General features: G+C 65.0%; 24 protein-coding genes. 4 read left to right on the top strand and 20 right to left on the bottom strand.

Annotated elements, in window-relative coordinates:
* Positions 1-257: 257 nt before the first annotated feature.
* The 3 genes from AC5P67_RS20060 to AC5P67_RS20070 all read right to left on the bottom strand — a co-directional run bounded on the left by AC5P67_RS20060 (position 258) and on the right by AC5P67_RS20070 (position 2,591).
* On the bottom strand, positions 258-872 hold the full coding sequence (locus tag AC5P67_RS20060) for an RluA family pseudouridine synthase (RefSeq protein WP_111118395.1): 615 nt from the start codon (positions 870-872) through the stop codon (positions 258-260).
* 122 nt (positions 873-994) lie between these two features.
* Positions 995-1,981, bottom strand: coding sequence for a malate dehydrogenase (locus AC5P67_RS20065; RefSeq protein ID WP_079220770.1), 987 nt, complete (start codon positions 1,979-1,981; stop codon positions 995-997).
* A 118-nt stretch (positions 1,982-2,099) separates the two neighbouring features.
* The gene (locus AC5P67_RS20070) at positions 2,100-2,591 is read right to left on the bottom strand and encodes a peptidylprolyl isomerase (protein WP_005408225.1); all 492 of its coding nucleotides are present in this window, start codon (positions 2,589-2,591) and stop codon (positions 2,100-2,102) included.
* Between the two features lie 273 nt (positions 2,592-2,864).
* Here AC5P67_RS20070 and typA point away from each other — a divergent pair, with 273 nt between their 5' ends.
* Genes typA through AC5P67_RS20085 form a run of 3 tightly spaced genes read left to right on the top strand, consistent with a single transcriptional unit; the run spans position 2,865 to position 6,855 of the window.
* The gene (typA, locus tag AC5P67_RS20075; protein WP_495215151.1) at positions 2,865-4,712 is read left to right on the top strand and encodes a translational GTPase TypA; all 1,848 of its coding nucleotides are present in this window, start codon (positions 2,865-2,867) and stop codon (positions 4,710-4,712) included.
* An 11-nt stretch (positions 4,713-4,723) separates the two neighbouring features.
* Positions 4,724-5,191 (top strand): DUF2127 domain-containing protein, encoded by a 468-nt coding sequence (locus AC5P67_RS20080; protein ID WP_005408223.1) that lies wholly within the window; start codon positions 4,724-4,726, stop codon positions 5,189-5,191.
* Between the two features lie 41 nt (positions 5,192-5,232).
* Entirely contained in the window at positions 5,233-6,855 is a 1,623-nt protein-coding gene (locus tag AC5P67_RS20085) for an amidase (RefSeq protein WP_043033752.1), read from the top strand.
* Between the two features lie 91 nt (positions 6,856-6,946).
* On the opposite strand, the gene AC5P67_RS20090 is transcribed toward AC5P67_RS20085, so the two are convergent.
* Positions 6,947-8,131 carry a mechanosensitive ion channel family protein gene (locus tag AC5P67_RS20090; RefSeq protein ID WP_032966454.1) on the bottom strand — a complete coding sequence of 395 codons (1,185 nt, stop codon included), beginning with the start codon at positions 8,129-8,131 and terminating at the stop codon, positions 6,947-6,949.
* Between the two features lie 760 nt (positions 8,132-8,891).
* Positions 8,892-10,283 (bottom strand): class II 3-deoxy-7-phosphoheptulonate synthase, encoded by a 1,392-nt coding sequence (locus AC5P67_RS20095; RefSeq protein WP_012479239.1) that lies wholly within the window; start codon positions 10,281-10,283, stop codon positions 8,892-8,894.
* Between the two features lie 222 nt (positions 10,284-10,505).
* On the opposite strand from AC5P67_RS20095, the gene AC5P67_RS20100 reads away from it, so the two are divergent.
* The gene (locus AC5P67_RS20100) at positions 10,506-12,632 is read left to right on the top strand and encodes a TonB-dependent receptor (RefSeq protein WP_088610970.1); all 2,127 of its coding nucleotides are present in this window, start codon (positions 10,506-10,508) and stop codon (positions 12,630-12,632) included.
* 121 nt (positions 12,633-12,753) lie between these two features.
* On the opposite strand, the gene AC5P67_RS20105 is transcribed toward AC5P67_RS20100, so the two are convergent.
* The 15 genes from AC5P67_RS20105 to rplE all read right to left on the bottom strand — a co-directional run bounded on the left by AC5P67_RS20105 (position 12,754) and on the right by rplE (position 22,100).
* The gene (locus AC5P67_RS20105) at positions 12,754-13,260 is read right to left on the bottom strand and encodes a disulfide bond formation protein B (protein WP_024957317.1); all 507 of its coding nucleotides are present in this window, start codon (positions 13,258-13,260) and stop codon (positions 12,754-12,756) included.
* A 241-nt stretch (positions 13,261-13,501) separates the two neighbouring features.
* Positions 13,502-13,885 (bottom strand): 50S ribosomal protein L17, encoded by a 384-nt coding sequence (rplQ, locus tag AC5P67_RS20110; protein WP_005408217.1) that lies wholly within the window; start codon positions 13,883-13,885, stop codon positions 13,502-13,504.
* Between the two features lie 191 nt (positions 13,886-14,076).
* A complete protein-coding gene (locus tag AC5P67_RS20115; protein ID WP_005408216.1) occupies positions 14,077-15,075 on the bottom strand; it encodes a DNA-directed RNA polymerase subunit alpha in 999 nt (332 codons plus the stop codon).
* A gap of 55 nt (positions 15,076-15,130) precedes the next feature.
* On the bottom strand, positions 15,131-15,760 hold the full coding sequence (rpsD, locus tag AC5P67_RS20120) for a 30S ribosomal protein S4 (protein WP_004145446.1): 630 nt from the start codon (positions 15,758-15,760) through the stop codon (positions 15,131-15,133).
* A 15-nt stretch (positions 15,761-15,775) separates the two neighbouring features.
* Positions 15,776-16,165, bottom strand: a complete 390-nt coding sequence (gene rpsK / locus AC5P67_RS20125) for a 30S ribosomal protein S11 (RefSeq protein WP_004145443.1) — start codon at positions 16,163-16,165, stop codon at positions 15,776-15,778.
* 11 nt (positions 16,166-16,176) lie between these two features.
* A complete protein-coding gene (gene rpsM / locus AC5P67_RS20130; RefSeq protein WP_004154500.1) occupies positions 16,177-16,533 on the bottom strand; it encodes a 30S ribosomal protein S13 in 357 nt (118 codons plus the stop codon).
* A 347-nt stretch (positions 16,534-16,880) separates the two neighbouring features.
* On the bottom strand, positions 16,881-18,248 hold the full coding sequence (gene secY, locus AC5P67_RS20135) for a preprotein translocase subunit SecY (RefSeq protein ID WP_005408215.1): 1,368 nt from the start codon (positions 18,246-18,248) through the stop codon (positions 16,881-16,883).
* 7 nt (positions 18,249-18,255) lie between these two features.
* Positions 18,256-18,699: a 50S ribosomal protein L15 gene (gene rplO / locus AC5P67_RS20140; protein ID WP_004154498.1), complete on the bottom strand. Its 444-nt coding sequence runs from the start codon at positions 18,697-18,699 to the stop codon at positions 18,256-18,258.
* A 6-nt stretch (positions 18,700-18,705) separates the two neighbouring features.
* A complete protein-coding gene (gene rpmD / locus AC5P67_RS20145) occupies positions 18,706-18,897 on the bottom strand; it encodes a 50S ribosomal protein L30 (protein WP_005408214.1) in 192 nt (63 codons plus the stop codon).
* Positions 18,890-19,432: a 30S ribosomal protein S5 gene (rpsE, locus tag AC5P67_RS20150; protein WP_005408213.1), complete on the bottom strand. Its 543-nt coding sequence runs from the start codon at positions 19,430-19,432 to the stop codon at positions 18,890-18,892. Before rpsE ends, rpmD begins: the two co-directional genes overlap by 8 nt.
* Positions 19,433-19,593: 161 nt before the next feature.
* Positions 19,594-19,953, bottom strand: coding sequence for a 50S ribosomal protein L18 (gene rplR / locus AC5P67_RS20155; protein ID WP_024957318.1), 360 nt, complete (start codon positions 19,951-19,953; stop codon positions 19,594-19,596).
* Between the two features lie 80 nt (positions 19,954-20,033).
* Entirely contained in the window at positions 20,034-20,558 is a 525-nt protein-coding gene (rplF, locus tag AC5P67_RS20160) for a 50S ribosomal protein L6 (protein WP_005408211.1), read from the bottom strand.
* Positions 20,559-20,576: 18 nt separating this feature from the next.
* Entirely contained in the window at positions 20,577-20,975 is a 399-nt protein-coding gene (gene rpsH, locus AC5P67_RS20165) for a 30S ribosomal protein S8 (RefSeq protein WP_005408210.1), read from the bottom strand.
* 258 nt (positions 20,976-21,233) lie between these two features.
* Positions 21,234-21,539 carry a 30S ribosomal protein S14 gene (rpsN, locus tag AC5P67_RS20170; protein ID WP_005408209.1) on the bottom strand — a complete coding sequence of 102 codons (306 nt, stop codon included), beginning with the start codon at positions 21,537-21,539 and terminating at the stop codon, positions 21,234-21,236.
* 18 nt (positions 21,540-21,557) lie between these two features.
* A complete protein-coding gene (gene rplE / locus AC5P67_RS20175) occupies positions 21,558-22,100 on the bottom strand; it encodes a 50S ribosomal protein L5 (RefSeq protein ID WP_004154491.1) in 543 nt (180 codons plus the stop codon).
* Positions 22,101-22,110: the final 10 nt, after the last annotated feature.

Below are 22,110 nucleotides of genomic sequence, written 5' to 3' on the forward strand. Positions count from 1 at the left end.
CCGGGTGCGCGACGCTGAAAACGGGCTGGTCCCTGCCTAAGGCCAGCCAGGGCGCAAGACCAAAGGCTGCCGGCCAGCGGCCGGCACTACCGTGCCCGTCTCATGGAGGGGCCAAGTCCCTCCATCAACACAGTTGCTACACGGACGTACTTGCGGCGGCCCCGCACTTCGACACCGTCCCGCCAACCCACGTATAGCCCGCTTTTGACGTTGACGTTGATTCTGTGGGTGCAGGGCTGCAAGCCCCTGCCGACCCCCTAGAACGGAGCCGCGGACTCGAACGCGAGCGCCTCGCCCGTCAGCGGATGCGTGAACCGCAGGTTGCGTGCATGCAGATGCACGCGGTGCGCCGGTGCTGCGTCATACAGCACGTCGCCAACAATCGGATGGCCAATACTGGCCATGTGCAACCGCAGCTGATGGCTGCGGCCGGTGATCGGTTCCAACGCCACGCGCGTGCGCCGCGCTTCTACATCACGCGCCAGTACGCGCCAGCGGGTCAACGCCGGCTTGCCGCGTTCGTGATCGACCATCTGCTTCGGCCGGTTCGGCCAGTCAACGATCAACGGCAGGTCCACTTCGCCGGAATCACCCTCGAGCAGCCCCTGCACCACCGCTTCATACCGCTTGCCAACCTGGCGCTGCTCGAACTGCTTCGACAATGCGGCCTGCGTCTCCTTGCCGCGCGCGTGCAGCAGCAGGCCCGAGGTCACCTGGTCCAGCCGGTGCACGGTCAACGCATCCGGATACAGCGCCTGCAGGCGCGCGACCACGCAGTCCTGGTTCTCGGCGCTGCGGCCGGGTACGGACAACAGGCCAGCCGGCTTCTCGGCCACCAGCAGTGCGTCATCGATGTAGTGCAGGTGGATCATGCGGTTCCAGGAATTCCAAATGAAAACGGGGAAGCCGAAGCCTCCCCGTTTTCTGCGTACCAACCAACGGTCGGTACCTACCTTGATCGAAGACGTACCGGCCGGAGCCGGTACCGCCTGCATCAGCCCAGCAGGTGGGCGACGCCGGAGCGCTCTTCTTCCAGCTCGGCCAGGGTCTTGTCGATGTACTTCTGGCTGAAGTCGTCGATCGGCAGGTCCTTGACCAGGGTGTACTTGCCATTCTCGGTGGTCACCGCGAAGCCGAAGATCACGCCTTCCGGAATGCCGTAGGAACCGTCGGACGGCACGCCCATGGTGACCCACTTGCCGTTGCTGCCCAGCACCCAGTCACGCACGTGGTCGATCGCTGCGTTGGCGGCCGAAGCAGCCGAGGACGAGCCACGGGCTTCGATGATCGCCGCGCCGCGCTTGCCGACGGTCGGGATGAAGGTGTTGGCGTTCCACTCCTGGTCGTTGATCGCATCGGCGATCGACGCACCATCGGCGGTGGCGAAACGGTAGTCCGGGTACATGGTCGGGCTGTGGTTGCCCCACACCACCAGCTTCTCCATGCCACCGACCGGCTTGCCGAGCTTGGTCGACAGCTGGCTCAGCGCGCGGTTGTGGTCCAGGCGCAGCATGGCGGTGAAGTTTTCCGGCTTCAGGTCCGGGGCCGACTTCATCGCGATGTAGGCGTTGGTGTTGGCCGGGTTGCCGACCACCAGCACCTTCACGTCACGGCTGGCGACCTTGTTCAGCGCTGCACCCTGGGCGGTGAAGATCTTGGCGTTCTCCAGCAGCAGGTCCTTGCGCTCCATGCCCGGGCCGCGCGGACGTGCGCCGACCAGCAGGGCGATGTCGGCGTCCTTGAACGCGACTTCGGCATCATCGGTGCCGACCATGCCGGCCAGCAGCGGGAAGGCACAGTCTTCCAGCTCCATCATCACGCCCTTCAGGGCGGCCTGGGCCTTGTCCACCGGCAGTTCCAGCAGCTGCAGGATGACCGGCTGGTCCTTGCCCAGCATTTCGCCGGAGGCGATGCGGAACAGCAGGGCATAACCGATCTGGCCGGCGGCGCCGGTCACGGCAACACGAACGGGTGCTTTCATGGGGGTTTCCTCTTGCTTGCAAGCGTTTGATGGGACGCCGCGGGCAGAGCCACGCAGGCCAGGCGGGCGGCGGGGAACAGGGAAACGGCCACCCATGGGTGGCCGTTTCGAAGGGGGATCAGGCGGCGAGGTGCTTGTTCCACTCCGCGACGCGGTCGGCCTGGGCGGCCAGCACGGCGTCGACGTCGCCTTCCAGGGTGATCGAATGGATCACGTCGCCCTGCTTGACCGAATCAACGATGGCCTGGCCTTCCAGGACCTTGCCGAAGACGGTGTGGCGGCCGTCCAGCCAGTCGGTCTTGATGTGGGTGATGAAGAACTGGCTGCCGTTGGTGTTCGGGCCGGCGTTGGCCATCGACAGCGAGCCGACCTCGTGCTTCACGCCGTTCTTCTCGTCTTCGAACTTGTAGCCCGGGCCGCCGGTGCCACGACCCTGCGGGCAGCCGCCCTGGATCATGAAGTCGGCGATCACGCGGTGGAAGATCAGGCCGTCATAGAAGCCGTGCTTGACCAGGTTCACGAAGTTGGCCACGGTCAGCGGCGCCTTGTCGGCGAACAGCTCGACCTTGATCGGGCCCTGGGTGGTGTCGAAAGTGGCGATGAGGGACATGAAGATCCTTGATGCAGAGGGGAACGCGTCTAGCCACCTAGTTTACACCTGCCTCGTGGCGGCGGCGGCTTCGACCATCGGTGAAGAACCCGGCTTCAGCCCGTGGACGGGAAGCCGCGTCTCCGGGCGCTGGCGGCCCCGGCCGACGCGGCGGACGGCCAGCTGAATGGGCCCCGCGACGGATGTGAAATCCACCTTTTCGCGAATCGTCAAGTTCGACGTATAATGTTGGACTTCTTTTTCCAAATCCGGCGCCGACTGGCCCCCTTTCGTATGTCCATCGAAAATCTTCGCAACATCGCCATCGTCGCCCACGTCGACCATGGCAAGACCACCCTGGTCGACCAGCTGCTGAAGCAGTCCGGCACCCTGTCCGAGCGCACCGTCCTCGCCGAGCGCGTGATGGACAGCAACGACCAGGAAAAGGAACGCGGCATCACCATCCTGGCCAAGAACACCGCCATCACCTGGGAAGACAAGAAGACCGGCATCAAGAACCGGATCAACATCGTCGACACCCCCGGCCACGCCGACTTCGGTGGTGAGGTCGAGCGCGTGCTGTCGATGGTCGATACCGTGCTGATCCTGGTCGACGCGATGGACGGCCCGATGCCGCAGACCCGCTTCGTGACCCAGAAGGCCTTCGCGATGGGCTTCAAGCCGATCGTCGTGGTCAACAAGGTCGACCGTCCGGGCGCCCGTCCGGAATGGGTGATCGACCAGGTCTTCGACCTGTTCGACAAGCTCGGCGCCACCAACGAGCAGCTGGACTTCCCGATCGTCTACGCCTCGGGCCTGAACGGCTATGCCGGCCTGGAAGACACCGTGCGCGACGGCGACATGACCCCGCTGTACCAAGCGATCATGCAGCACGCGCCGAAGCCGGAAGTGGATCCGGAAGGCCCGTTCCAGATGCGCATCAGCCAGCTGGACTACAACAACTTCGTGGGCGTGATCGGCATCGGCCGCATCCAGCGCGGCACCCTGAAGAAGAACATGCAGGTCGCGGTCATCGACCGTGAAGGCAAGAAGCGCAACGGCAAGGTGCTGCAGGTGCTGGGCTTCATGGGCCTGGAGCGCATCGAGCAGGATTCGGCCGAGGCCGGCGACATCGTGGCCATCTCCGGCATCCAGGAGCTGACCATCTCCGACACCATCTGCGCACCGGACTTCCCGGAAGCGCTGCCGGCGCTGACCGTCGACGAGCCGACCATCTCGATGACCTTCCAGGTCAACAACTCGCCGTTCGCCGGCAACAAGGACCTGTCCGGTGGCAAGTTCCTGACCAGCCGCCAGATCAAGGACCGCCTGGACCGTGAAAAGGTCCACAACGTGGCCCTGAAGGTCGAGCAGCTGGAAGACGCCGACAAGTTCCTGGTCTCCGGCCGTGGCGAACTGCACCTGTCGGTGCTGATCGAGAACATGCGCCGCGAAGGCTACGAGCTGGCCGTGTCGCGCCCGGAAGTGATCATCAAGGAAATCGACGGCCAGCTGATGGAGCCGATCGAGCAGCTGGTGGTGGACATCGAAGAAATCCACCAGGGCGGCGTGATGGAAAAGCTGGGCACCCGCAAGGGCCAGCTGAAGAACATGGAATCGGACGGCAAGGGCCGCGTGCGCCTGGAGTACCAGATCCCGGCCCGTGGCCTGATCGGTTTCCAGAACGAGTTCAAGACCCTGACCCAGGGTTCGGGCCTGCTGTTCCACGTGTTCGACCACTACGGTCCGAAGGAACAGGGCGCGATTGCCAAGCGCATCAACGGCGTGATGATCGCCAATGCACCGGGCACCACGCCGGCCTACTCGCTGGGCCCGCTGCAGGAGCGCGGCAAGCTGTTCGCTGCTGAAGGCGACAACGTGTATGAAGGTCAGCTGGTCGGCATCCACTCCAAGGACAACGACCTGACCGTCAACGCGATCAAGACCAAGCCGCTGACCAACATGCGCGCTTCGGGCAAGGACGATGCGATCCAGCTGACCCCGGCGATCAAGTACTCGCTGGAACAGGCCCTGGACTTCATCGAAGACGACGAGCTGGTCGAGATCACCCCGAAGGAGATCCGCCTGCGCAAGAAGTTCCTGACCGAGAGCGATCGCAAGAAGGCTTCGCGCGGCGGCTGAGCCAGCACCCCGTGAACCAGAGCGGCTACAACCCGGATCCACACCGGCATCCGGGTCTGCACGTCATCGCCCTGCTCGAAGCGAGCAAGGCGATGCTGGCGCTGTTGGCCGCCACCGGGCTGGAAGTGCTCGGACCGCAGCCGCTGCGGCACGGCATCATGGCCCTGATCCGGCGTTTCAGCCTGGATCCGGACCATGGCACCCTGCCCTCGCTGCTGCATATGATCAGTCCCGACGCGGTCCACCTGGCCGCGGCGGGGATGATCGGCTACGGCCTGCTGCACCTGGTCGAAGCCTGGGGCCTGTGGCGGGCCAAGGCCTGGGCGTCCTGGCTCGGCTGCCTGACCGCCGCCCTGTACCTGCCTTTCGACATCTTCGCGATCATCCGCCATCCCGGTTGGCCGTCATGGACGATCCTGGCGATCAACCTGATCGTGGTCTACGTCCTCGCCCGCGACCTGCGCAAGCGCCACCGCTGAGCACCGGCTACACTGGGGATTGGAGCCGACCAAGCCGCCCCATGCGCCCGTCCTTGCCGCCTCTGCTGACCTGCCTGCTCGCCGCGCTGCCGGCGCTGCTTTCGGCTGGCTGCAGCCCGGCCACGCCCAGCGCGCATGCGGCCGAACCTGCGAGCCGCAACGTGCCGTTCCCGTACGCCGAAACCGATGTCGCCGACCTGCAGGCGCGGATGACTGCCGGAGATCTGGACAGCACCACCCTGACCCAGGCCTACCTGCAGCGTATCGCCGCCCTGGACCGCACCGGGCCCCGCCTGCGCGCGGTGATCGAGCTCAACCCCGACGCGCTGAAGGAAGCCGCCGCACGCGACCGCGAGCGCCGCGAAGGGCGCCTGCGTGGGCCGCTGCACGGCATCCCCCTGCTGCTGAAGGACAACATCAACGCCGCACCGATGGTCACCAGTGCCGGCTCACTGGCCCTGCAGGGCTTCCGTCCGGACGATGCCTACCTGGTACGCCGGCTGCGCGAGGCTGGCGCCGTAGTGCTGGGCAAGACCAACCTCAGCGAGTGGGCCAACTTCCGCGGCAATGACTCCATCTCCGGCTGGAGCGCGCGCGGCGGCCAGACCCGCAACCCCTACCGCATCAGCCATTCACCGTGCGGTTCCAGCAGCGGCAGCGCGGTGGCCGTGGCCGCCAACCTGGCCAGCGTGGCGATCGGCACCGAAACCGACGGCAGCATCGTCTGCCCGGCCGCGATCAACGGCGTGGTCGGTCTGAAGCCGACGGTCGGGCTGGTCAGTCGTGATGGCATCGTGCCGATCTCCTTCAGCCAGGACACCGCCGGCCCGATGACCCGCAGCGTCGCCGATGCTGCTGCCGTGCTGACTGCGATCGCCGGCCGCGATGACGCCGATCCCGCCACCGCGACCATGCCCGGCCGTGCGGTCTACGACTACACCGCGCGCCTGGACCCGCAGGGCCTGCGCGGCAAACGCATCGGTCTGCTGCAGACGCCGCTGCTGAAGTACCGCGGCATGCCGCCGCTGATCGATCAGGCAGCGACCGAGCTGCGTCGCGCCGGCGCCGTGGTGGTGCCAGTGGAGCTGCCCAACCAGGGCGCGTGGGCCGAGGCTGAGCGCACGCTGCTGCTGTACGAGTTCAAGGCCGGGCTGGAGCGCTACTTCAGCACCCACCGCGCGCCACTGCGCAGCCTGGCCGAACTGATCGCCTTCAACCAGGCGCACAGCAAGCAGGAACTGGGCCTGTTCGGCCAGGAGCTGCTGGTGGAGGCCGATGCCACCACCGGCCTGGCAGACCCTGCCTACATCCGCGCGCGCAGTGATGCGCGCCGGTTGGCCGGCCCGGAAGGCATCGATGCAGCTCTCGCCGCCCATCAGCTCGATGCGCTGGTGGCGCCGACCACCGGTGTGGCGTGGCCGATCCGCAGCGAAGGCGACGACTTCCCCGGCGAGAGCTACAGCGCCGCTGCCGTGGCCGGTTACCCCAGCCTGACCGTGCCGATGGGCCAGATCAACGGCCTTCCCGTCGGCCTGCTGTTCATGGGCACCGCCTGGAGCGAGCCGAAGCTGATCGAAATGGCCTACGCCTACGAGCAGCGCACCCGTGCGCGGCGGCCGCCACACTTTGATACCGATGCGCTGATCGACGCCGGCGAGCCGTGAGCTCCGGTGACGCCGCGACATCTTGCTTCCGGTAGTGCCGGCCGCTGGCCGGCAGCTCGATCGCTCCGGCGTTGCCGGCCAGCGGCCGGCACTACCGATCCTGTGGCTCCACCGGCACGATCGCCGCCTCACCATCTTCAGCACCTGGCGAACGCACATCCGAGGTGCGTGCACGTGGACCACGCGGCATATCCAGCTCGTCTTCGTGTTGCAGCCGCGCACGCACCTGCGGCAACGACTGCGGATGCTCACGTGCGAGGAAATCGAGCATGCGTTCGCGCACCAGGCAGCGAAGATCAAAGGCATCACCGGAACTGCGCGCGCTGACCAGCAGGCGCACCTGGATCGCGCGCTCGTTGGTTTCGGTCACCTGGGTCACGCAGACGCGCCCATCCCATAGCGCCTGGCCATGGCAGATGCGCTCCAGCTCGGCACGGATCGCCGCGATCGGTGCCCGATAGTCCAGCCACAGAAACGCAGTGCCGAGCAGATCGGCACTGCGCCGCGTCCAGTTCTGGAACGGGTTTTCGATGAACCAGGTCAGCGGCACCACCATCCGCCGCTCATCCCAGATCCGCACGACCACATAGCTGCTGCCGATCTCCTCGATGCGGCCCCACTCGCCCTCGACGATCACCACGTCATCCAGCCGGATCGGCTGCGTCAGTGCGATCTGCAGGCCGGCGATGAGGTTGCCGAACACCGGCTTGGCGGCGATGCCCGCCACCAGCCCGATCAGGCCCGCCGACGCCAGCAGCGCCGTGCCGATCTTCTGCACCATCGGGAAGGTCAACAGCACCAGCGACGCACCGAGCACGATGATGCCGCCCATCAACACCCTACTGAGCACGCGCGTCTGGGTCTGGATGCGGCGTGCCTCCAGGTTGTCGGAGACATCGATGGGATGGCTGCGCAGGATCGCGCGCTCGCCCGCCGCCACCGCGCGTACCAGCAGCCAGACGAAGCAGGCCATCAATGCAATGTGCAGTCCGTGCTGCAGATGGCCCAGCAACGGATCCTGCAGCGGCGTCGCCTGCAAGGCGGGAATCAGCAGCAGCAGCGGCCACGCGGTGGCCAGCGGCAACCCGAGTACTCGACCGATACGCGCACGTCGGCGATCACGCCCTTTCAATCGATGATAGATCCACAGGATCAGCCACGCGCCGATGCCGCCCACCACTACGGCCAATCCCAACGGCCATGCGTAGGCCTGTGCGCTCTGCCAGTGCACCGTTGCCACCTCCAGTCGAACAACCAGGTGGACAGCCTCGCGCATGGCGCATGAGCGTCACGTCAGCCGTTCGTAAGCAGGGTGTTGGTCGGCAGGGCTTGCAGCCCTGCACCTGCGGACGCAACGGCAACGGCCGAAGCAACAGCAACAGCAAAAGCGGGTATTCCGTGGGATGGCGGGGGGGGTCCGGTTGCGGGGGGCGCTGCAAGTACGTCCCTAAGCTCGGTCGCCGCTTGCTCGTGTGCGCAGTCCTGGGCACACGGCAAGACCGGGGTTGGGCGTCCTGCCCAACCCGCCCGAGGCATGCCTCGGGCCCATGCGGCTCGCGCCCCCGCAACCGGACCCACCCCGCCTTCGACAGTTTTCTGCGATCTGTCGGAAGCTGCTGCTGATGGTGGGTGCCGACCGTTGGTCGGCACGGGGTCGGAGCCCATTTTGAATACTGCTATCTGACAGAAAAATCGTGTCGACCAACGGTCGACACCTACCAACAGCCGCGCATGCCAATCGCCGCAGTTACCAGTAGATCCACGCCATGCGTGGATGATTCATTCGACATCTGACAGATGTGCCGACCAACGGTCGGCACCCACCAATAGCGACCTGAACCTGTCGAAGGTGGGGCGGTGTCGGAGTGCGGGGTGTCAGCCGCATGGATGCGGCTGCCAAGCTTACAGGGACGTACTTGCAGCGTCCCCGCACTCCGACACCGCCCCGCCATCCCACGGAATACCCGCTGTTGCTGTTGCCGGCCAGCGGCCGGCACTACCGCAGGTGCAGGGCTGCAAGCCCTGCCGAAAACCCATTACCGCACTTGCTCCTGCTTGCGCACGATCGCCATCGCGATCTCCAGCGACTGCTCGTAATTCAACCGCGGGTCCACCGTTGAGCGATACGCACGCTCCAGGTCACGCTCGGTCAGTTCGCGCGCACCACCGGTGCATTCGGTCACGTCCTCGCCGGTCAGCTCCAGGTGCACGCCACCCAGGCGCGTGCCCGCGGCCGCATGCAGATCAAACGACATCTCCACTTCGCCACGCACATTGTCGAAGCGACGCGTCTTGAAGCCATTGGCAGTGCTTTCGGTGTTGCCATGCATCGCATCACACACCCACAGCACGCGGCGGCCATCACGCTTGACGGCATCCAGCAGCGGCGGCAGCTTCTCGGCGATCTGCGCCGCACCCATGCGGTGGATGAAGCTCAGTCGACCCGGTTCGTCGTGCGGGTTGAGCACGTCGATCAGGCGCAGCAGCTGGTCCGGCGTCACCGACGGGCCGACCTTGATCGCAATCGGATTGCGCACGCCACGCAGGTATTCCACGTGCGCGCCATCGAGCGCAGCCGTGCGCATGCCGATCCACGGGTAATGCGTGCTCAGGTTCAACCAGCCCTGCTGGCGCGGCACCTGGCGGGTCAGCGCCTGCTCGTAGGGCAGCAGCAGTGCTTCATGCGAGGTGTAGAAGTCGATGCGGTTGAGGTTGTGCACGCGGGCCCCGGCCAGGGTCTCCATGAAGTGCACCGCATCGCCGATCGAGGCCACCATCTTCTGGTACTCGGCCGCCAGCGGCGAGTGGCTTACCCACTCCAGGTTCCAGTATTCGGGGTGGTGCAGGTCGGCGAAACCACCGTCGATCAGCGCACGCACGAAGTTCATCGTCATCGCCGAATGCGCGTGGGCCTGCAGCATCCGCTTCGGGTCCGGCAGACGCGCTGCTTCAGTGAAAGCGGGTGCGTTGATCACATCGCCGCGGTAGCTCGGCAGGGTCACGCCGTCGCGGGTTTCGGTATCGGCCGAACGCGGCTTGGCGTACTGGCCGGCGAAGCGGCCGACGCGGATCACCGGCTGGCGCAGGCCGTGCACCAGCACCAGGCTCATCTGCAACAGTACCTTCAGCCGGTTGGAGATGGTGCCCGATTCGCAGTCGCTGAAGTTCTCGGCGCAGTCGCCGCCCTGCAGCAGGAAGCGCTTGCCTTCCTGGGCCTCGGCCAGCTGCTGCTTCAGCGCCAGGATCTCCCAGGAGGTGACCAGCGGTGGCAGCCGCTTAAGCTCGTGCAGGGCCGCCTCCAGGGCTACCGGGTCGGGATAGGTCGGCATCTGCAGCGCGGTCTTGCCCCGCCAGCTCTCCGGCGACCAGGCAGCGCCGGCGGCGGTCGCGGCGGGATCGGGCACGGGCGGAACGGCGGACAGGCTCATTGCAGACTTCCGGGATGGGGGGGCGGTCATGGTCGCAGAGCCGGCCGCTGACGCAAAGGGCCGGTCCGGCCTACCGGCTCGCCTGAACGGCGGAGAAAGGCCGACGCCAGCGGCCAGATCCTGCATGGTCAGCCGCCCGGGACAGGCGCATGATTTGTTACGGAATAACACTTCAATGTCATGGATCGGCCCCTTCCACATCCAGCCGCCACCTCTCCCACCATGAAGCCCTCGCCCCTCGCTACCGGCATCACCTTCGCCCTGGCCCTGGCCAGCCTGCCCGCCTTCGCCTCGGCAGCCGACGCCCCCGCTTCGTCCGTCAAGGATCTGGATGCGGTCACCGTCCACGCCCAGCTCGACCAGGCCCGCAACACGCTGTCGCCGGACATCGGCAGCAGCCAGTACCAGATCACCGCCGAGGACATCCAGAAGCAGCCGCTGGGTGCCTCCGCGCCACTCAGCCAGGTACTGCTGCAGGCCCCTGGCGTGGTCCAGGACTCCTATGGCGGCGTGCATGTGCGTGGCGACCACGCCAACCTGCAGTACCGCATCAACGGCGTGCTGCTGCCCGAATCGATCTCCGGCTTCGGCCAGACCCTGGACGCGCGCACCATCAAGAGCATCCGCCTGATGGACGGCGCACTGCCGGCGCAGTTCGGCGAGCGCACCGCAGCGGTGGTCGACATCACCACCCGCAACGGTGCCGAGCTGGGCAATGGCGGCAGCGCGGGGCTGACCACCGGCTCGTTCGGCAAGATCAATCCGAACGCCTCCTGGTGGGGCAACCAGGGGCGCTGGAGCTGGTTCCTGACCGGCAACTACGACCAGCATGAGGTCGGCCTGGAGAACCCCACCAACTCACGCAAGCCGCTGCACGACGATACTCACCAGGGAAAGGCCTTCGCCGACCTCACCTACCTGGTCAACGACAACACCCGCCTGAGTGTGTTCGCCGGTTTCGCCAACAACCGCTTCCAGATCCCGGTCAACCCGGGCCAGACGCCACAGTTCGGATATCTGGATACCACCACCTTCGACTCCAGCCAGCTGGATGAGACCCAGCGCGAGACCACCCGCTTCGGCATGCTGGTGCTACAGGGCACGCTGGGCAGCACCGCGTACCAGCTATCGGCCGGACAGCGCTACAGCGACGTGGCGTTCAACCCGGACGTGGTGGGCGACCTGGTGTTCAGCGGCGTCGCCTCGCAGGTCCAGCGCAGCAACCGCGCCAACACCCTGCAGGCCGACTTCTCAACGCCGTTGGGCAACGACCACACGCTGCGCTATGGCCTGTACGGCAATTACGAGAACGCGCGGGCGAACAGCAACAGCTGGGTGTTCCCGGTTGATGACGGCGGCCAGCAGTCCGGCACGACGCCGCTGTTGATCCCCGACCGCAGCGCGTTCCACGCCAGTACGCTGGCACTGTACGTACAGGACGAGTGGAAGATCGGCGACGACTGGACCGTGAACTACGGCCTGCGTGGCGACCGCTACAAGGCCTTCGGCCGCACCGAAGGCCAGCTCAGCCCGCGCGTGGGCGTGGTCTGGAATGCCAGCGACAGCACCACCGTGCACGCCGGCTATTCGCGCTACTTCACGCCACCGGCCAGCGAGTTGATTGCCAGCAGCGACATCGCGCTGTACGACGGCACCACCAACCAGCAGCCCAGCGGCGGCAACAACACGCCGCTGGCCGAGCGCAGCGACTACTACGACATCGGCGTCTCGCAGCAACTGGGCGAGCACCTGACCCTGGGCCTGGACGCGTATGACCGACGCGTCGCACGCCTGCAGGACGAAGGCCAGTTCGGCGCTGCCTACATCTATTCGACCTTCAACTACCGCCGTGGCCACATCCGCGGCCTGGAGTTCAGCGCCGACTACAGCAACGGTCCGTTCAGTGCCTACTTCAACGCCGCGCTGAACAAGGCCATCGGTACCGACGTCATCACCAGCCAGTACAACCTCGACCCGGAAGCGCTGGCCTATGTGGCTAACCACTGGATCCACCTCGACCACGACCAGAAGCTGACATCATCGGGTGGTCTCAGCTACGCCTTCGCCGGACACAACCGGATCGGCGCCAACTACGTGTTCGGCAGCGGCCTGCGTTCGGACATCGAAGGCGTACCCAACGGCGGCGAGCTGCCGTCGTACCTGCAGGTGAACCTCAGCGCCGGGCACGACTTCAATGCCGACAGCGGCCATCCATTGCACGTCCAACTGGCCGTGATCAACGCACTGGATCGCAGCTATCAACTGCGCGACGGTGGCGGTGTCGGCGTCTTCGCCCCGCAGTGGGGACCGCGCCGAGGTGCTTACCTGAGCCTGCAGCAGGACTTCTGAGGTAGCGCCGGCCGCTGGCCGGCATCCTCACGGTGTGCCGGCCAGCGGCCGGCACTACCCTGCGTCAACGATTGGGGTCAGAGCCCTTTGCGATGCCAAGGGACGCGACCCCGTTTCGCTTTCAGCGCTTGACCTTGCCCAGCGACACCACCAGCGCCCACAACGCCAGCAGCACGAACCACGCGCCCGACCACATCGGCATGGTCAGGCCCAGGAAGGTCCAGTCGATGTTGCCGCAGTTGCCGGTACCGGTCAGTACCGTGCGGAATACTTCCAGCGGCCCCATGGTCTCGCTCAGGAACGCCAGCGGCGGGCCACAGGTGGAACCCATTTCCGGGGGCAGCATCTGCACGTAGACGTGGCGCGCGGCGATGCCGGCCCCCACTGCGGCGGCAATGAACGCCAGCACGCCATAGGTCGCGCGTCCCGGGCGGTTGGAGGGCCCGTGCAGCGCACCGATCAGGAACAGCAGGCCGAGCGCGGCAAAGGCCAGGCGCTGGAAGATGCACAGCGGACACGGCTCCAGGCCCATCTTCAACTGCAGGAAGATCGCGTAGCCAAGCAGGCCCGCGCAGATCAGGAAGCCCAGCAAGAACTGGGCGCGGAAGGGCCAGCGCAGTGGATTCATCGTCAACGCTCAAATGGATCAGGCGCCAAGCGTAACCGAGAGTGCGTGCCATTCGAACCGCCACAGGTGACGCCTGTCGGAACGGTGCGGGTCAGATCCCAGTGCGAATGCAAAGGGCTCTGGCCTGCGGTGCTGCCTGCCCGGGGTCAGGGCCCTTTCCTGCGGAAAGGGATCCGAGCCCTGGAAACGCAAAAGCCCGGCGGAGGCCGGGCTTTCGCTGTGTCGCGTTGGAGCGGTCCGATTACTCGGCCACTTCCTCGGCCACGACCGGACGGTCAACCAGCTCGACGTAGGCCATCGGCGCGTTGTCGCCGGCGCGGAAGCCGCACTTCAGCAGGCGCAGGTAGCCGCCCGGACGGTTCGCGTAGCGCGGGCCCAGGATGGTGAACAGGTTGCCCACGGCTTCGTTGTCGCGCAGGCGGGCGAAGGCCAGACGGCGGTTGGCGACGGAGTCGACCTTGGCCAGGGTGATCAGCGGCTCGGCAACGCGGCGCAGTTCCTTGGCCTTCGGCAGGGTGGTCTTGATCAGCTCGTGCTTGAACAGCGAGGCGGCCATGTTCTTGAACATCGCTTCGCGGTGGGCGCTGGTGCGGCTGAACTTACGGCCAGACTTCTGGTGACGCATGGTGATATTCCTTGGTTAATGATGTGGCTGTGTGGATCGTTGTCGCCATCCTGGCGTTGCTGCGCGGACTGCGGATGGTCCTGGCCGCCCGTCCTGGACGACCTGCCGCGCGAACCTGCGGTTCGTCATGGCATGGTGTGTTGCGTTGAAGGCCCCACCGCGAACGGTGGAGCCTTCAGGCATTACCGATCTCAGCCCAGCATGCCGTGGCTGGCGACACCGGCCGGCGGCCAGTTCTCCAGCTTCATGCCGAGCGACAGGCCGCGCTGAGCCAGCACTTCCTTGATCTCGGTGAGCGACTTCTTGCCCAGGTTCGGGGTCTTCAGCAGCTCCACTTCGGTCTTCTGGATCAGATCGCCGATGTAGTAGATGCTTTCAGCCTTCAGGCAGTTGGCCGAACGCACGGTCAGCTCCAGATCGTCGATCGGGCGCAGCAGCACCGGATCCACGCCGTTGTTGGCCGGCTTGGCCGCACCGCGGTCGCGGTGGGTGAAGTCACCGAACACCGACAGCTGGTCGCTGAGGATGTCGGCGGCGGTGCGCACGGCTTCCTCGGCGTCGATGGTGCCGTTGGTCTCGATATCGATGACCAGCTTGTCCAGGTCGGTACGCTGTTCGACGCGGGCCGCTTCCACGGCATAGGCGACGCGGCGGACCGGCGAGAACGAGGCATCCAGGACCAGGCGGCCGATGGCACGGGTTTCTTCGTCCGGACGACGACGCGCGGCAGCCGGCTGGTAGCCGAAACCACGTTCGATCTTCAGACGCATGTTGATTGCCGTGTCCTTGGTCAGGTGGCAGATCACATGGTCGCCGTTCAGGATCTCCACATTGTGGTCGACCTTGATGTCGGCAGCGGTGACAACGCCCGGGCCCTGCTTGGACAGGGACAGGGTGGCGCTGTCGCCGGAGTGCATACGGATGGCCACGTCCTTGAGGTTCAGCAGGACTTCGAGCACGTCCTCCTGCAGACCTTCGACCGTGGTGTACTCATGCAACACGCCGTCGATTTCGACTTCCGTGATGGCGAAGCCCGGGATGGACGACAGCAGCACGCGACGCAGGGCATTACCCAGCGTATGCCCGTAACCCCGCTCCAAAGGTTCGATAACGACCTTTGCACGAGTGTCGGTAAGGCGTTCGATCTGCGGACCGCGAGGACGCAGAACCTGGTTGGCGGTAACCGTCATGTTGCGGGTTCTCCTAGTGAACCCCCGGCCGTCGCCGGGGGCTCTCCAATGTGAATTACTTCGAATACAGCTCGACGATCAGCGCTTCGTTGATGTCCGCAGGCAGATCCGAACGATCCGGAACAGCCTTGAAGATGCCGGTGAACTTGCCGGAATCCACTTCAACCCACGACGGGCTCAGGTCATGCTGGGCGGCGACGGTCAGGGCTTCCTGGACGCGCAGCTGCTTGGCAGCCTTTTCAGACAGAGCGATGGCGTCGCCAGCCTTGACCTGGTACGAAGCCAGGTTGACCGACTTGCCATTCACGGTGACGCCGCGGTGCGACACCAGCTGACGGGCAGCCGGACGGGTCACAGCGAAGCCCATGCGGTAGACGACGTTGTCCAGGCGGGTTTCCAGCAGCTGCAGCAGGTTCTCGCCGGTGTTGCCCTTCTTGGTCGAGGCCTTCTTGTAGTAGTTGCGGAACTGACGCTCCAGCAGGCCGTAGATACGCTTGACCTTCTGCTTTTCACGCAGCTGGGTGGCGTAGTCGGACAGCTTGCCCTTGCGGGCAGTGGCGCCGTGCTGGCCGGGCTTCTGCTCCAGCTTGCACTTCGAGTCCAGCGCACGCGCCGGGCTCTTCAGGGACAGGTCGGCGCCTTCGCGACGGGCGAGCTTACAGGTAGGACCGATATAACGAGCCATTTCTTATCGCTCCCTTTAGACGCGACGCTTCTTCGGCGGACGGCACCCGTTGTGCGGGATAGGCGTCACGTCGATGATGTTGGTGATCTTGTAGCCGACGTTGTTCAACGAACGCACGGCCGACTCACGGCCCGGACCCGGGCCCTTGATGCGGACTTCCAGCGACTTCACGCCGTAGTCCAGCGCAGCACGACCGGCCTTTTCAGCGGCCACCTGGGCAGCGAACGGGGTCGACTTGCGCGAACCGCGGAAACCAGCGCCACCGGAGGTCGCCCACGACAGAGCGTTGCCCTGGCGGTCGGTGATGGTGACGATGGTGTTGTTGAACGAAGCGTGGACGTGGGCAACGCCGTCGGTGACGACGCGCTTGATCTTCTTCTTGGTCTTAGCAGCGGGCTTAGCCATTTCTCAGTCCCTTACTTCTTGATCGCCTTGCGCGGACCCTTGCGGGTGCGGGCGTTGGTACGGGTGCGCTGGCCACGCAGCGGGAGGCCACGACGGTGACGCAGGCCGCGGTAGCAGCCCAGGTCCATCAGGCGCTTGATCGCGATGCCGATCTCACGGCGCAGATCGCCTTCCACGATGTACTTGCCGACTTCGGCGCGCAGGCGCTCGATTTCCGGCTCCGACAGATCGCGGATCTTGGTGGTCGAAGCAACGCCTGCGACTTCGCAGACCTTCTTCGAACGGGTACGGCCGATGCCGTAAATGCTTTGCAACCCGACCCAGACATGCTTCTGGGCTGGCAGGTTGACGCCTGCAATACGCGCCATGACGCGGTTCTCCAGCTGAGTGATGGCCGACAGCGCGCCTCGGGCACGCCAATCCGGCAGGATGGATCAAAAAAGTGAACTAGCGATACTAACAAGGTTCCGGTTTACATGGAAGCCCGTGAAACCATTGGTTTCATGAACCCGGCCTGGGGAGTGTGCCCAGGCTCCGGCGCCGGATGGGGTTGGACCTGGGGTTTCCCCCGGGGCCGCCCGCGCTACTCCAGCGCGGGACCACCTCATCACACCCCCACCCGGAACCGCTGCGGGGGCCGCCCTTCGTTTGTGTGGCCGGAGTCCGCGAAGCGGAGGGACCATCACGTCAGGAAGACGAAAGTATAACAGGCCAATCAGCCGCGGGCAAAACCGCCGCGGTTGCCGCCCTTCAGGTTGGCCTTCTTCAGCAGGCTCTCGTACTGGTGGGACATCAGGTGCGCCTGCACCTGGGCGATGAAGTCCATCACCACCACCACCACGATCAGCAGCGAAGTACCACCGAAGTAGAACGAGGCGTTCAGCTGCGTGCGCATCAGTTCCGGCAGCAGGCAGACGATCACCAGGTAGGCCGAGCCGGCTGCGGTCAGGCGGGTCAGCACGCCGTCGATGTAATCGGCGGTGGCCTTGCCCGGACGGATGCCCGGAATCAGCGCGCCCGATTTCTTCAGGTTGTCGGCGGTTTCCTGCGAGTTGAACACCAGCGCGGTATAGAAGAACGCGAAACCGGTGATCAGCGCAGCGAACACGATCATGTGCAGCGGCTCGCCCGGGCCGAGGGCATTGGCGACCTTCTGCAGGACCTGGCCGAAGCTGCTCTGGTTGGCAGCCTGGCCGGACCACATGGCCAGGGTGGCCGGGAAGGCCAGCAGGCTCGAGGCGAAGATCGCCGGGATGACGCCGGCCATGTTGAGCTTCAGCGGCAGGAACGAGGTCTGGTTCATGTACGCGTTGCGACCGCCCTGGCGGCGCGCGTAGTTGACCGTGATCCGGCGCTGGCCACGCTCGACGAACACCACGAAGAAGGTGAAGGCGAGCACGACGATGGCGATCAGCAGCAGCTGGATGAACTGGATGTTGCCGTCGCGGTAGGCGTCGAAGGTGTGGATGATCGCACCCGGCAGGCCTGCGACGATACCGGCGAAGATGATCAGCGACACGCCGTTGCCGATGCCGCGCTCGGTGACCTGCTCACCGACCCACATCAGGAACATGGTGCCGGCGGTCAGCGCGACCACGGCGGTGAGCACGAAGCCCATGCCCGGCGCGTACACGACCGGAGCGCCCGACGGCGAGACCTGGCCCTGCAGGGCCAGCGCGATCGAGCCGCCCTGCACCACTGCCAGCAGCACGGCGCCGATGCGCGAATACTGGGTGATCTTGCGGCGGCCGGACTCACCTTCCTTCTGCATCGCCTTCAGGGCGGGGAAGATGTGCACGGCCAGCTGCATCACGATCGATGCCGAGATGTACGGCATCACGTTCAGCGCGAAGATGCTGAAACGGTGCAGGGCGCCGCCCGAGAACATGTTGAACATGTCCACGATGCCGCCGCCCTGCTGTTGCATCATGGCAAGCATGGCATCGGGATTGACGCCCGGCACCGGCACGTAGCAGCCGATGCGATAGACGATCAAAGCCCCGACGACGAACAGCAAACGTTGGCGAAGTTCAGTGAACTTGCCCATTCCGCCCGCGAGGTTACCGATGCCAGCTTGCGCCATGATTTTCTTACTCCGTTACGCTGCCGCCGGCAGCTTCGATCGCGGCCTTGGCACCCGCCGTGGCAGCAATACCCTTCAGGGTGAACGCCTTGGTCACTTCGCCCTTGACGACGACCTTGGCCTTCTTGGCAGTGCTCGGGACCAGCTTGGCAGCACGCAGGGCGGCGAAGTCGATCTCACCGGCCGGCAGCTTGTCCAGCGCGTACAGCAGCACTTCAGCGGTGTCCTTGGCGATCGGCGAACGGAAGCCGATCTTCGGCAGACGACGCTGCATGGGGGTCTGGCCGCCTTCGAAGCCAGCCTTGATCTTGCCGCCACCCTTGCGGGCGAACGAACCCTTGTGGCCGCGGCCGGCAGTCTTGCCCAGGCCCGAGCCGATACCGCGACCGACGCGGGTACGCTCGGTGCGGGCGCCCGGTGCCGGGCTCAGTTCATTGAGACGCAGAGTCATGGTCGATTACTCCTCAACCTGGACGAGGTACTGAACCTTGTTGATCAGGCCGCGCACCTGCGGGCTGTCCTTCAGTTCACGCACATCGTTGAGCTTGTTCAGGCCCAGGGCACGCACCGACAGGCGGTGACGCGACTGGGTGCCACGCAGGCCACGCACCAGGCGGACCTTGACAGTCTTGTTGGACTCATTAGCCATGGTTGAGTTCCTCCACCTTCTTGCCGCGCTTGGCCGCGATGCGGGCCGGCGACTGCGCAGCAGACAGGCCCTTCACGGTGGCACGCACCAGGTTGATCGGGTTGCGCGAACCGGTGGCCTTGGCCAGCACGTTCTTCACGCCAACCGCTTCCAGCACGGCGCGCATGGCACCGCCGGCGATGACGCCGGTACCTTCCGAAGCCGGCTGCATGAACACGCGGGCTGCGCCGTGACCATCCTTGATGGTGTGCCACAGGGTGCCGTTGTTCAGGTCAACGCTGACCAGGTTCTTGCGGGCCTGTTCCATCGACTTCTGGATGGCGACCGGCACTTCGCGGGCCTTGCCATAACCGAAACCGACCTTGCCTTCGCCGTCGCCGACAACGGTCAGGGCGGTGAAGGTGAACTGGCGGCCACCCTTGACGGTCTTGCTGACGCGGTTGACCGCGACCAGCTTTTCGATCATGCCGTCGTCGATCTTCTCTTCGCGGTTACGGTCGCGATCGCGACCCCGCTGCTGACGCTCTTCTGCCATGTTGATTCCTTGGTTGTTTGGGTATGTACGGCTCGAAGCCGCTTATGGTTGTGGCGTGACGCGGCGTTCCGGTGGGCCGCTGCAGAAGAGCGGCGCCGTCCAGCCTCACTCAGGCTGGCGAGCAGGCAGGCAGGAGGCCAATGGCCCCCTGCCCTTGTCCCTTAGAACTGCAGGCCGGCTTCGCGGGCCGCTTCTGCCAGGGCCTTGATGCGGCCGTGGTAGCGGTAGCCCGAACGATCGAAGGCAACCTTCTCGACGCCGGCGGCCTTGGCGCGCTCGGCGACGATGCGGCCAACCTTGGCGGCGGCATCGGCGTTCTTGCCGTTCTTCAGGCCTTCCATGACGTCGGTCTGGGTGGTGTTGGCGGCAGCCAGCACCTTGGAACCGTCGGCGGTGAAGACCTGGGCGTACAGGTGCTGACCGGTGCGCAGCACCGACAGGCGGGCGACGCCGAGCTCACGGATGTGGGCGCGGGTCGACTTGGCGCGACGCAGGCGGGCGATGTTCTTGTTCATTTTGATTATTCCTTGAAAGCTGAAGGAAGAGCTTTTCCCTGAGAAGTCCGCACAGGGATGTGCGGGCTCTTGCGAGGGACTCGCGCTTATGCCTTCTTGGCTTCCTTACGGATGATGACTTCGTCGGAGTACTTCACGCCCTTGCCCTTGTACGGCTCCGGCTTGCGGAACGCACGGATCTTGGCGGCAACTTCACCGACGACCTGCTTGTCAGCGCCCTGGACCAGAATCTCGGTCTGGGTCGGGGTCGACAGGGTGATGCCTTCCGGCGCCACGAACACGACCGGATGCGAGAAGCCCAGCGACAGGCTCAGGTCCTTGCCCTGCATGGCAGCGCGGTAACCCACGCCGACCAGCTCCAGCTTGCGCTCGAAGCCTTCGGACACGCCCTTGACCATGTTGGACAGGATCGCACGCACGGTACCGGTCAGTGCGACCAGGTCAGCGTTCTCGGTGCTCAGGGTGGCAACGCCGTTGTCGACGTTGATGGCAATACCGGCCGGCTTGGCCAGCGACAGGGTGCCCTTCGGGCCCTTGGCGGTGACGCTGTCCGACTGGACGTTCAGTTCAACCTTACCCAGGTCGATCGGCTTCTTGGCTACGCGGGACATAGTTCTACTCCTTTCGCCTTAGGCCACGAAGCACAGGACTTCGCCGCCGACGCCCAGCTGGCGCGCCTGCGCATCAGTCATGATGCCCTTGGAGGTGGAAATGATGGAGATACCCAGGCCGTTCATGACCTTCGGCAGCTCGCTCTTGCCGCGGTACTGGCGCAGGCCCGAACGCGAGAAGCGCTTCAGGGTCGCGATGACCGGCTTGCCTTCGAAATACTTCAGCACGATTTCCAGCTCGGACTTGTTGTTTTCCAGCTGGGTCACGCGCAGGTCGGTGATGTAACCCTCGTCCTTCAGGACCTGGGCAATCGCAACCTTGATCTTGGACGACGGGGCTTTCACCGTCTGCTTGCCAACCGCGGCCGCATTCTTGATGCGGACCAGCAGGTCGGCGATGGGATCAGTCATGCTCATATGAGTACCTTTGAGTGCACCGATATCCGCTTTCGCGAAAATCTGTTGTCTCCTGGAAACGGGCCAGGTCCCTTGTTGCAGTGGGCCGGAAGCCCACTCCTACAACCCCGTCTGCACAGGGCAAGACGCGGGAGTATACGCCAAAAGAGCCCGGCTTGCGCCGGGCTCTTCGGTTTTTTTGCGTCGGGAAAGCTGAATGCCTCCCCTGCCCGGTTCAGGAACCCCCGAAGGGGCTCCTGATCGCAGGGCCGGCTGGGATCACCAGCTGGCCTTGCGCAGACCCGGGACGTCGCCACGCATGGTGGCTTCACGCAGCTTGTTACGGCCCAGGCCGAACTTGCTGTAGACGCCACGCGGACGACCCGACAGCTCGCAACGGTTGCGCTGGCGGCTCGGCGACGAATCGCGCGGCAGCTTGGCCAGCTTGGTTGCGGCGTCGATCTTCTCTTCGTAGGTCGCGTCCACGGAGGACACGATCTTCTTCAGAGCTGCACGCTTTTCAGCGTACTTCTTTGCCAGCTTTTCCCGCTTGATGTCGCGGTTGACCATGGAGGTCTTTGCCATTTCGGTTTCCTCGACAGATCAGTTACGGAACGGGAACTTGAACGCTGCCAGCAGCGCCTTCGCTTCCGCGTCGGTCTTCGCAGTGGTGGTGATGGCGATATCCATACCGCGGATCGCGTCGACGGCGTCGAAGTCGATTTCCGGGAAGATGATCTGCTCCTTCACACCCATGTTGAAGTTGCCGCGGCCGTCGAAGGAACGACCGGAAACACCACGGAAGTCGCGCACGCGCGGCAGCGAGATGTTGATCAGGCGATCCAGGAACTCGTACATCTTGTGGCGACGCAGCGTGGTCTTGCAGCCGATCGGCCAACCATCGCGGATCTTGAACGACGCAACCGACACACGCGACTTGGTGACAACCGGCTTCTGGCCGGAAATCTTGGTCATGTCGCCGACGGCGTTTTCCAGGATCTTCTTGTTGGTGGCCGCTTCGCCGACACCCATGTTCAGGGTGACCTTGACCAGCTTCGGCACTTCCATCGGATTGGTGTAGCCGAACTGCTTCATCAGCGCCGGCACCACTTCGTCCTTGTAGAACTTTTCGAGACGGGAACTCATCTTCTCATTC

Source organism: Stenotrophomonas sp. YJH_SMC_21, from assembly GCF_059369555.1.

Coding starts and splice junctions, on each gene's coding strand:
- typA (WP_495215151.1), top strand. CDS start 2,865: ATGTCCATCGAAAATCTTCGCAACATCGCCATCGTCGCCCACGTCGAC.
- rpsN (WP_005408209.1), bottom strand. CDS start 21,539: ATGGCAAAGACCTCCATGGTCAACCGCGACATCAAGCGGGAAAAGCTG.
- rplQ (WP_005408217.1), bottom strand. CDS start 13,885: ATGCGTCACCAGAAGTCTGGCCGTAAGTTCAGCCGCACCAGCGCCCAC.
- AC5P67_RS20070 (WP_005408225.1), bottom strand. CDS start 2,591: ATGTCCCTCATCGCCACTTTCGACACCACCCAGGGCCCGATCAAGGTC.
- AC5P67_RS20065 (WP_079220770.1), bottom strand. CDS start 1,981: ATGAAAGCACCCGTTCGTGTTGCCGTGACCGGCGCCGCCGGCCAGATC.
- rpmD (WP_005408214.1), bottom strand. CDS start 18,897: ATGGCTAATGAGTCCAACAAGACTGTCAAGGTCCGCCTGGTGCGTGGC.
- AC5P67_RS20090 (WP_032966454.1), bottom strand. CDS start 8,131: ATGCGCGAGGCTGTCCACCTGGTTGTTCGACTGGAGGTGGCAACGGTG.
- rplF (WP_005408211.1), bottom strand. CDS start 20,558: ATGTCCCGCGTAGCCAAGAAGCCGATCGACCTGGGTAAGGTTGAACTG.
- rplE (WP_004154491.1), bottom strand. CDS start 22,100: ATGAGTTCCCGTCTCGAAAAGTTCTACAAGGACGAAGTGGTGCCGGCG.
- rpsM (WP_004154500.1), bottom strand. CDS start 16,533: ATGGCGCGTATTGCAGGCGTCAACCTGCCAGCCCAGAAGCATGTCTGG.
- rplO (WP_004154498.1), bottom strand. CDS start 18,699: ATGACTCTGCGTCTCAATGAACTGAGCCCGGCACCGGGCGCCCGCACC.
- AC5P67_RS20060 (WP_111118395.1), bottom strand. CDS start 872: ATGATCCACCTGCACTACATCGATGACGCACTGCTGGTGGCCGAGAAG.
- AC5P67_RS20115 (WP_005408216.1), bottom strand. CDS start 15,075: ATGACGGTTACCGCCAACCAGGTTCTGCGTCCTCGCGGTCCGCAGATC.
- rpsD (WP_004145446.1), bottom strand. CDS start 15,760: ATGGCTCGTTATATCGGTCCTACCTGTAAGCTCGCCCGTCGCGAAGGC.
- AC5P67_RS20085 (WP_043033752.1), top strand. CDS start 5,233: ATGCGCCCGTCCTTGCCGCCTCTGCTGACCTGCCTGCTCGCCGCGCTG.
- rpsK (WP_004145443.1), bottom strand. CDS start 16,165: ATGGCTAAGCCCGCTGCTAAGACCAAGAAGAAGATCAAGCGCGTCGTC.
- rpsE (WP_005408213.1), bottom strand. CDS start 19,432: ATGGCAGAAGAGCGTCAGCAGCGGGGTCGCGATCGCGACCGTAACCGC.
- secY (WP_005408215.1), bottom strand. CDS start 18,248: ATGGCGCAAGCTGGCATCGGTAACCTCGCGGGCGGAATGGGCAAGTTC.
- rpsH (WP_005408210.1), bottom strand. CDS start 20,975: ATGAGCATGACTGATCCCATCGCCGACCTGCTGGTCCGCATCAAGAAT.
- AC5P67_RS20100 (WP_088610970.1), top strand. CDS start 10,506: ATGAAGCCCTCGCCCCTCGCTACCGGCATCACCTTCGCCCTGGCCCTG.
- AC5P67_RS20105 (WP_024957317.1), bottom strand. CDS start 13,260: ATGAATCCACTGCGCTGGCCCTTCCGCGCCCAGTTCTTGCTGGGCTTC.
- AC5P67_RS20095 (WP_012479239.1), bottom strand. CDS start 10,283: ATGAGCCTGTCCGCCGTTCCGCCCGTGCCCGATCCCGCCGCGACCGCC.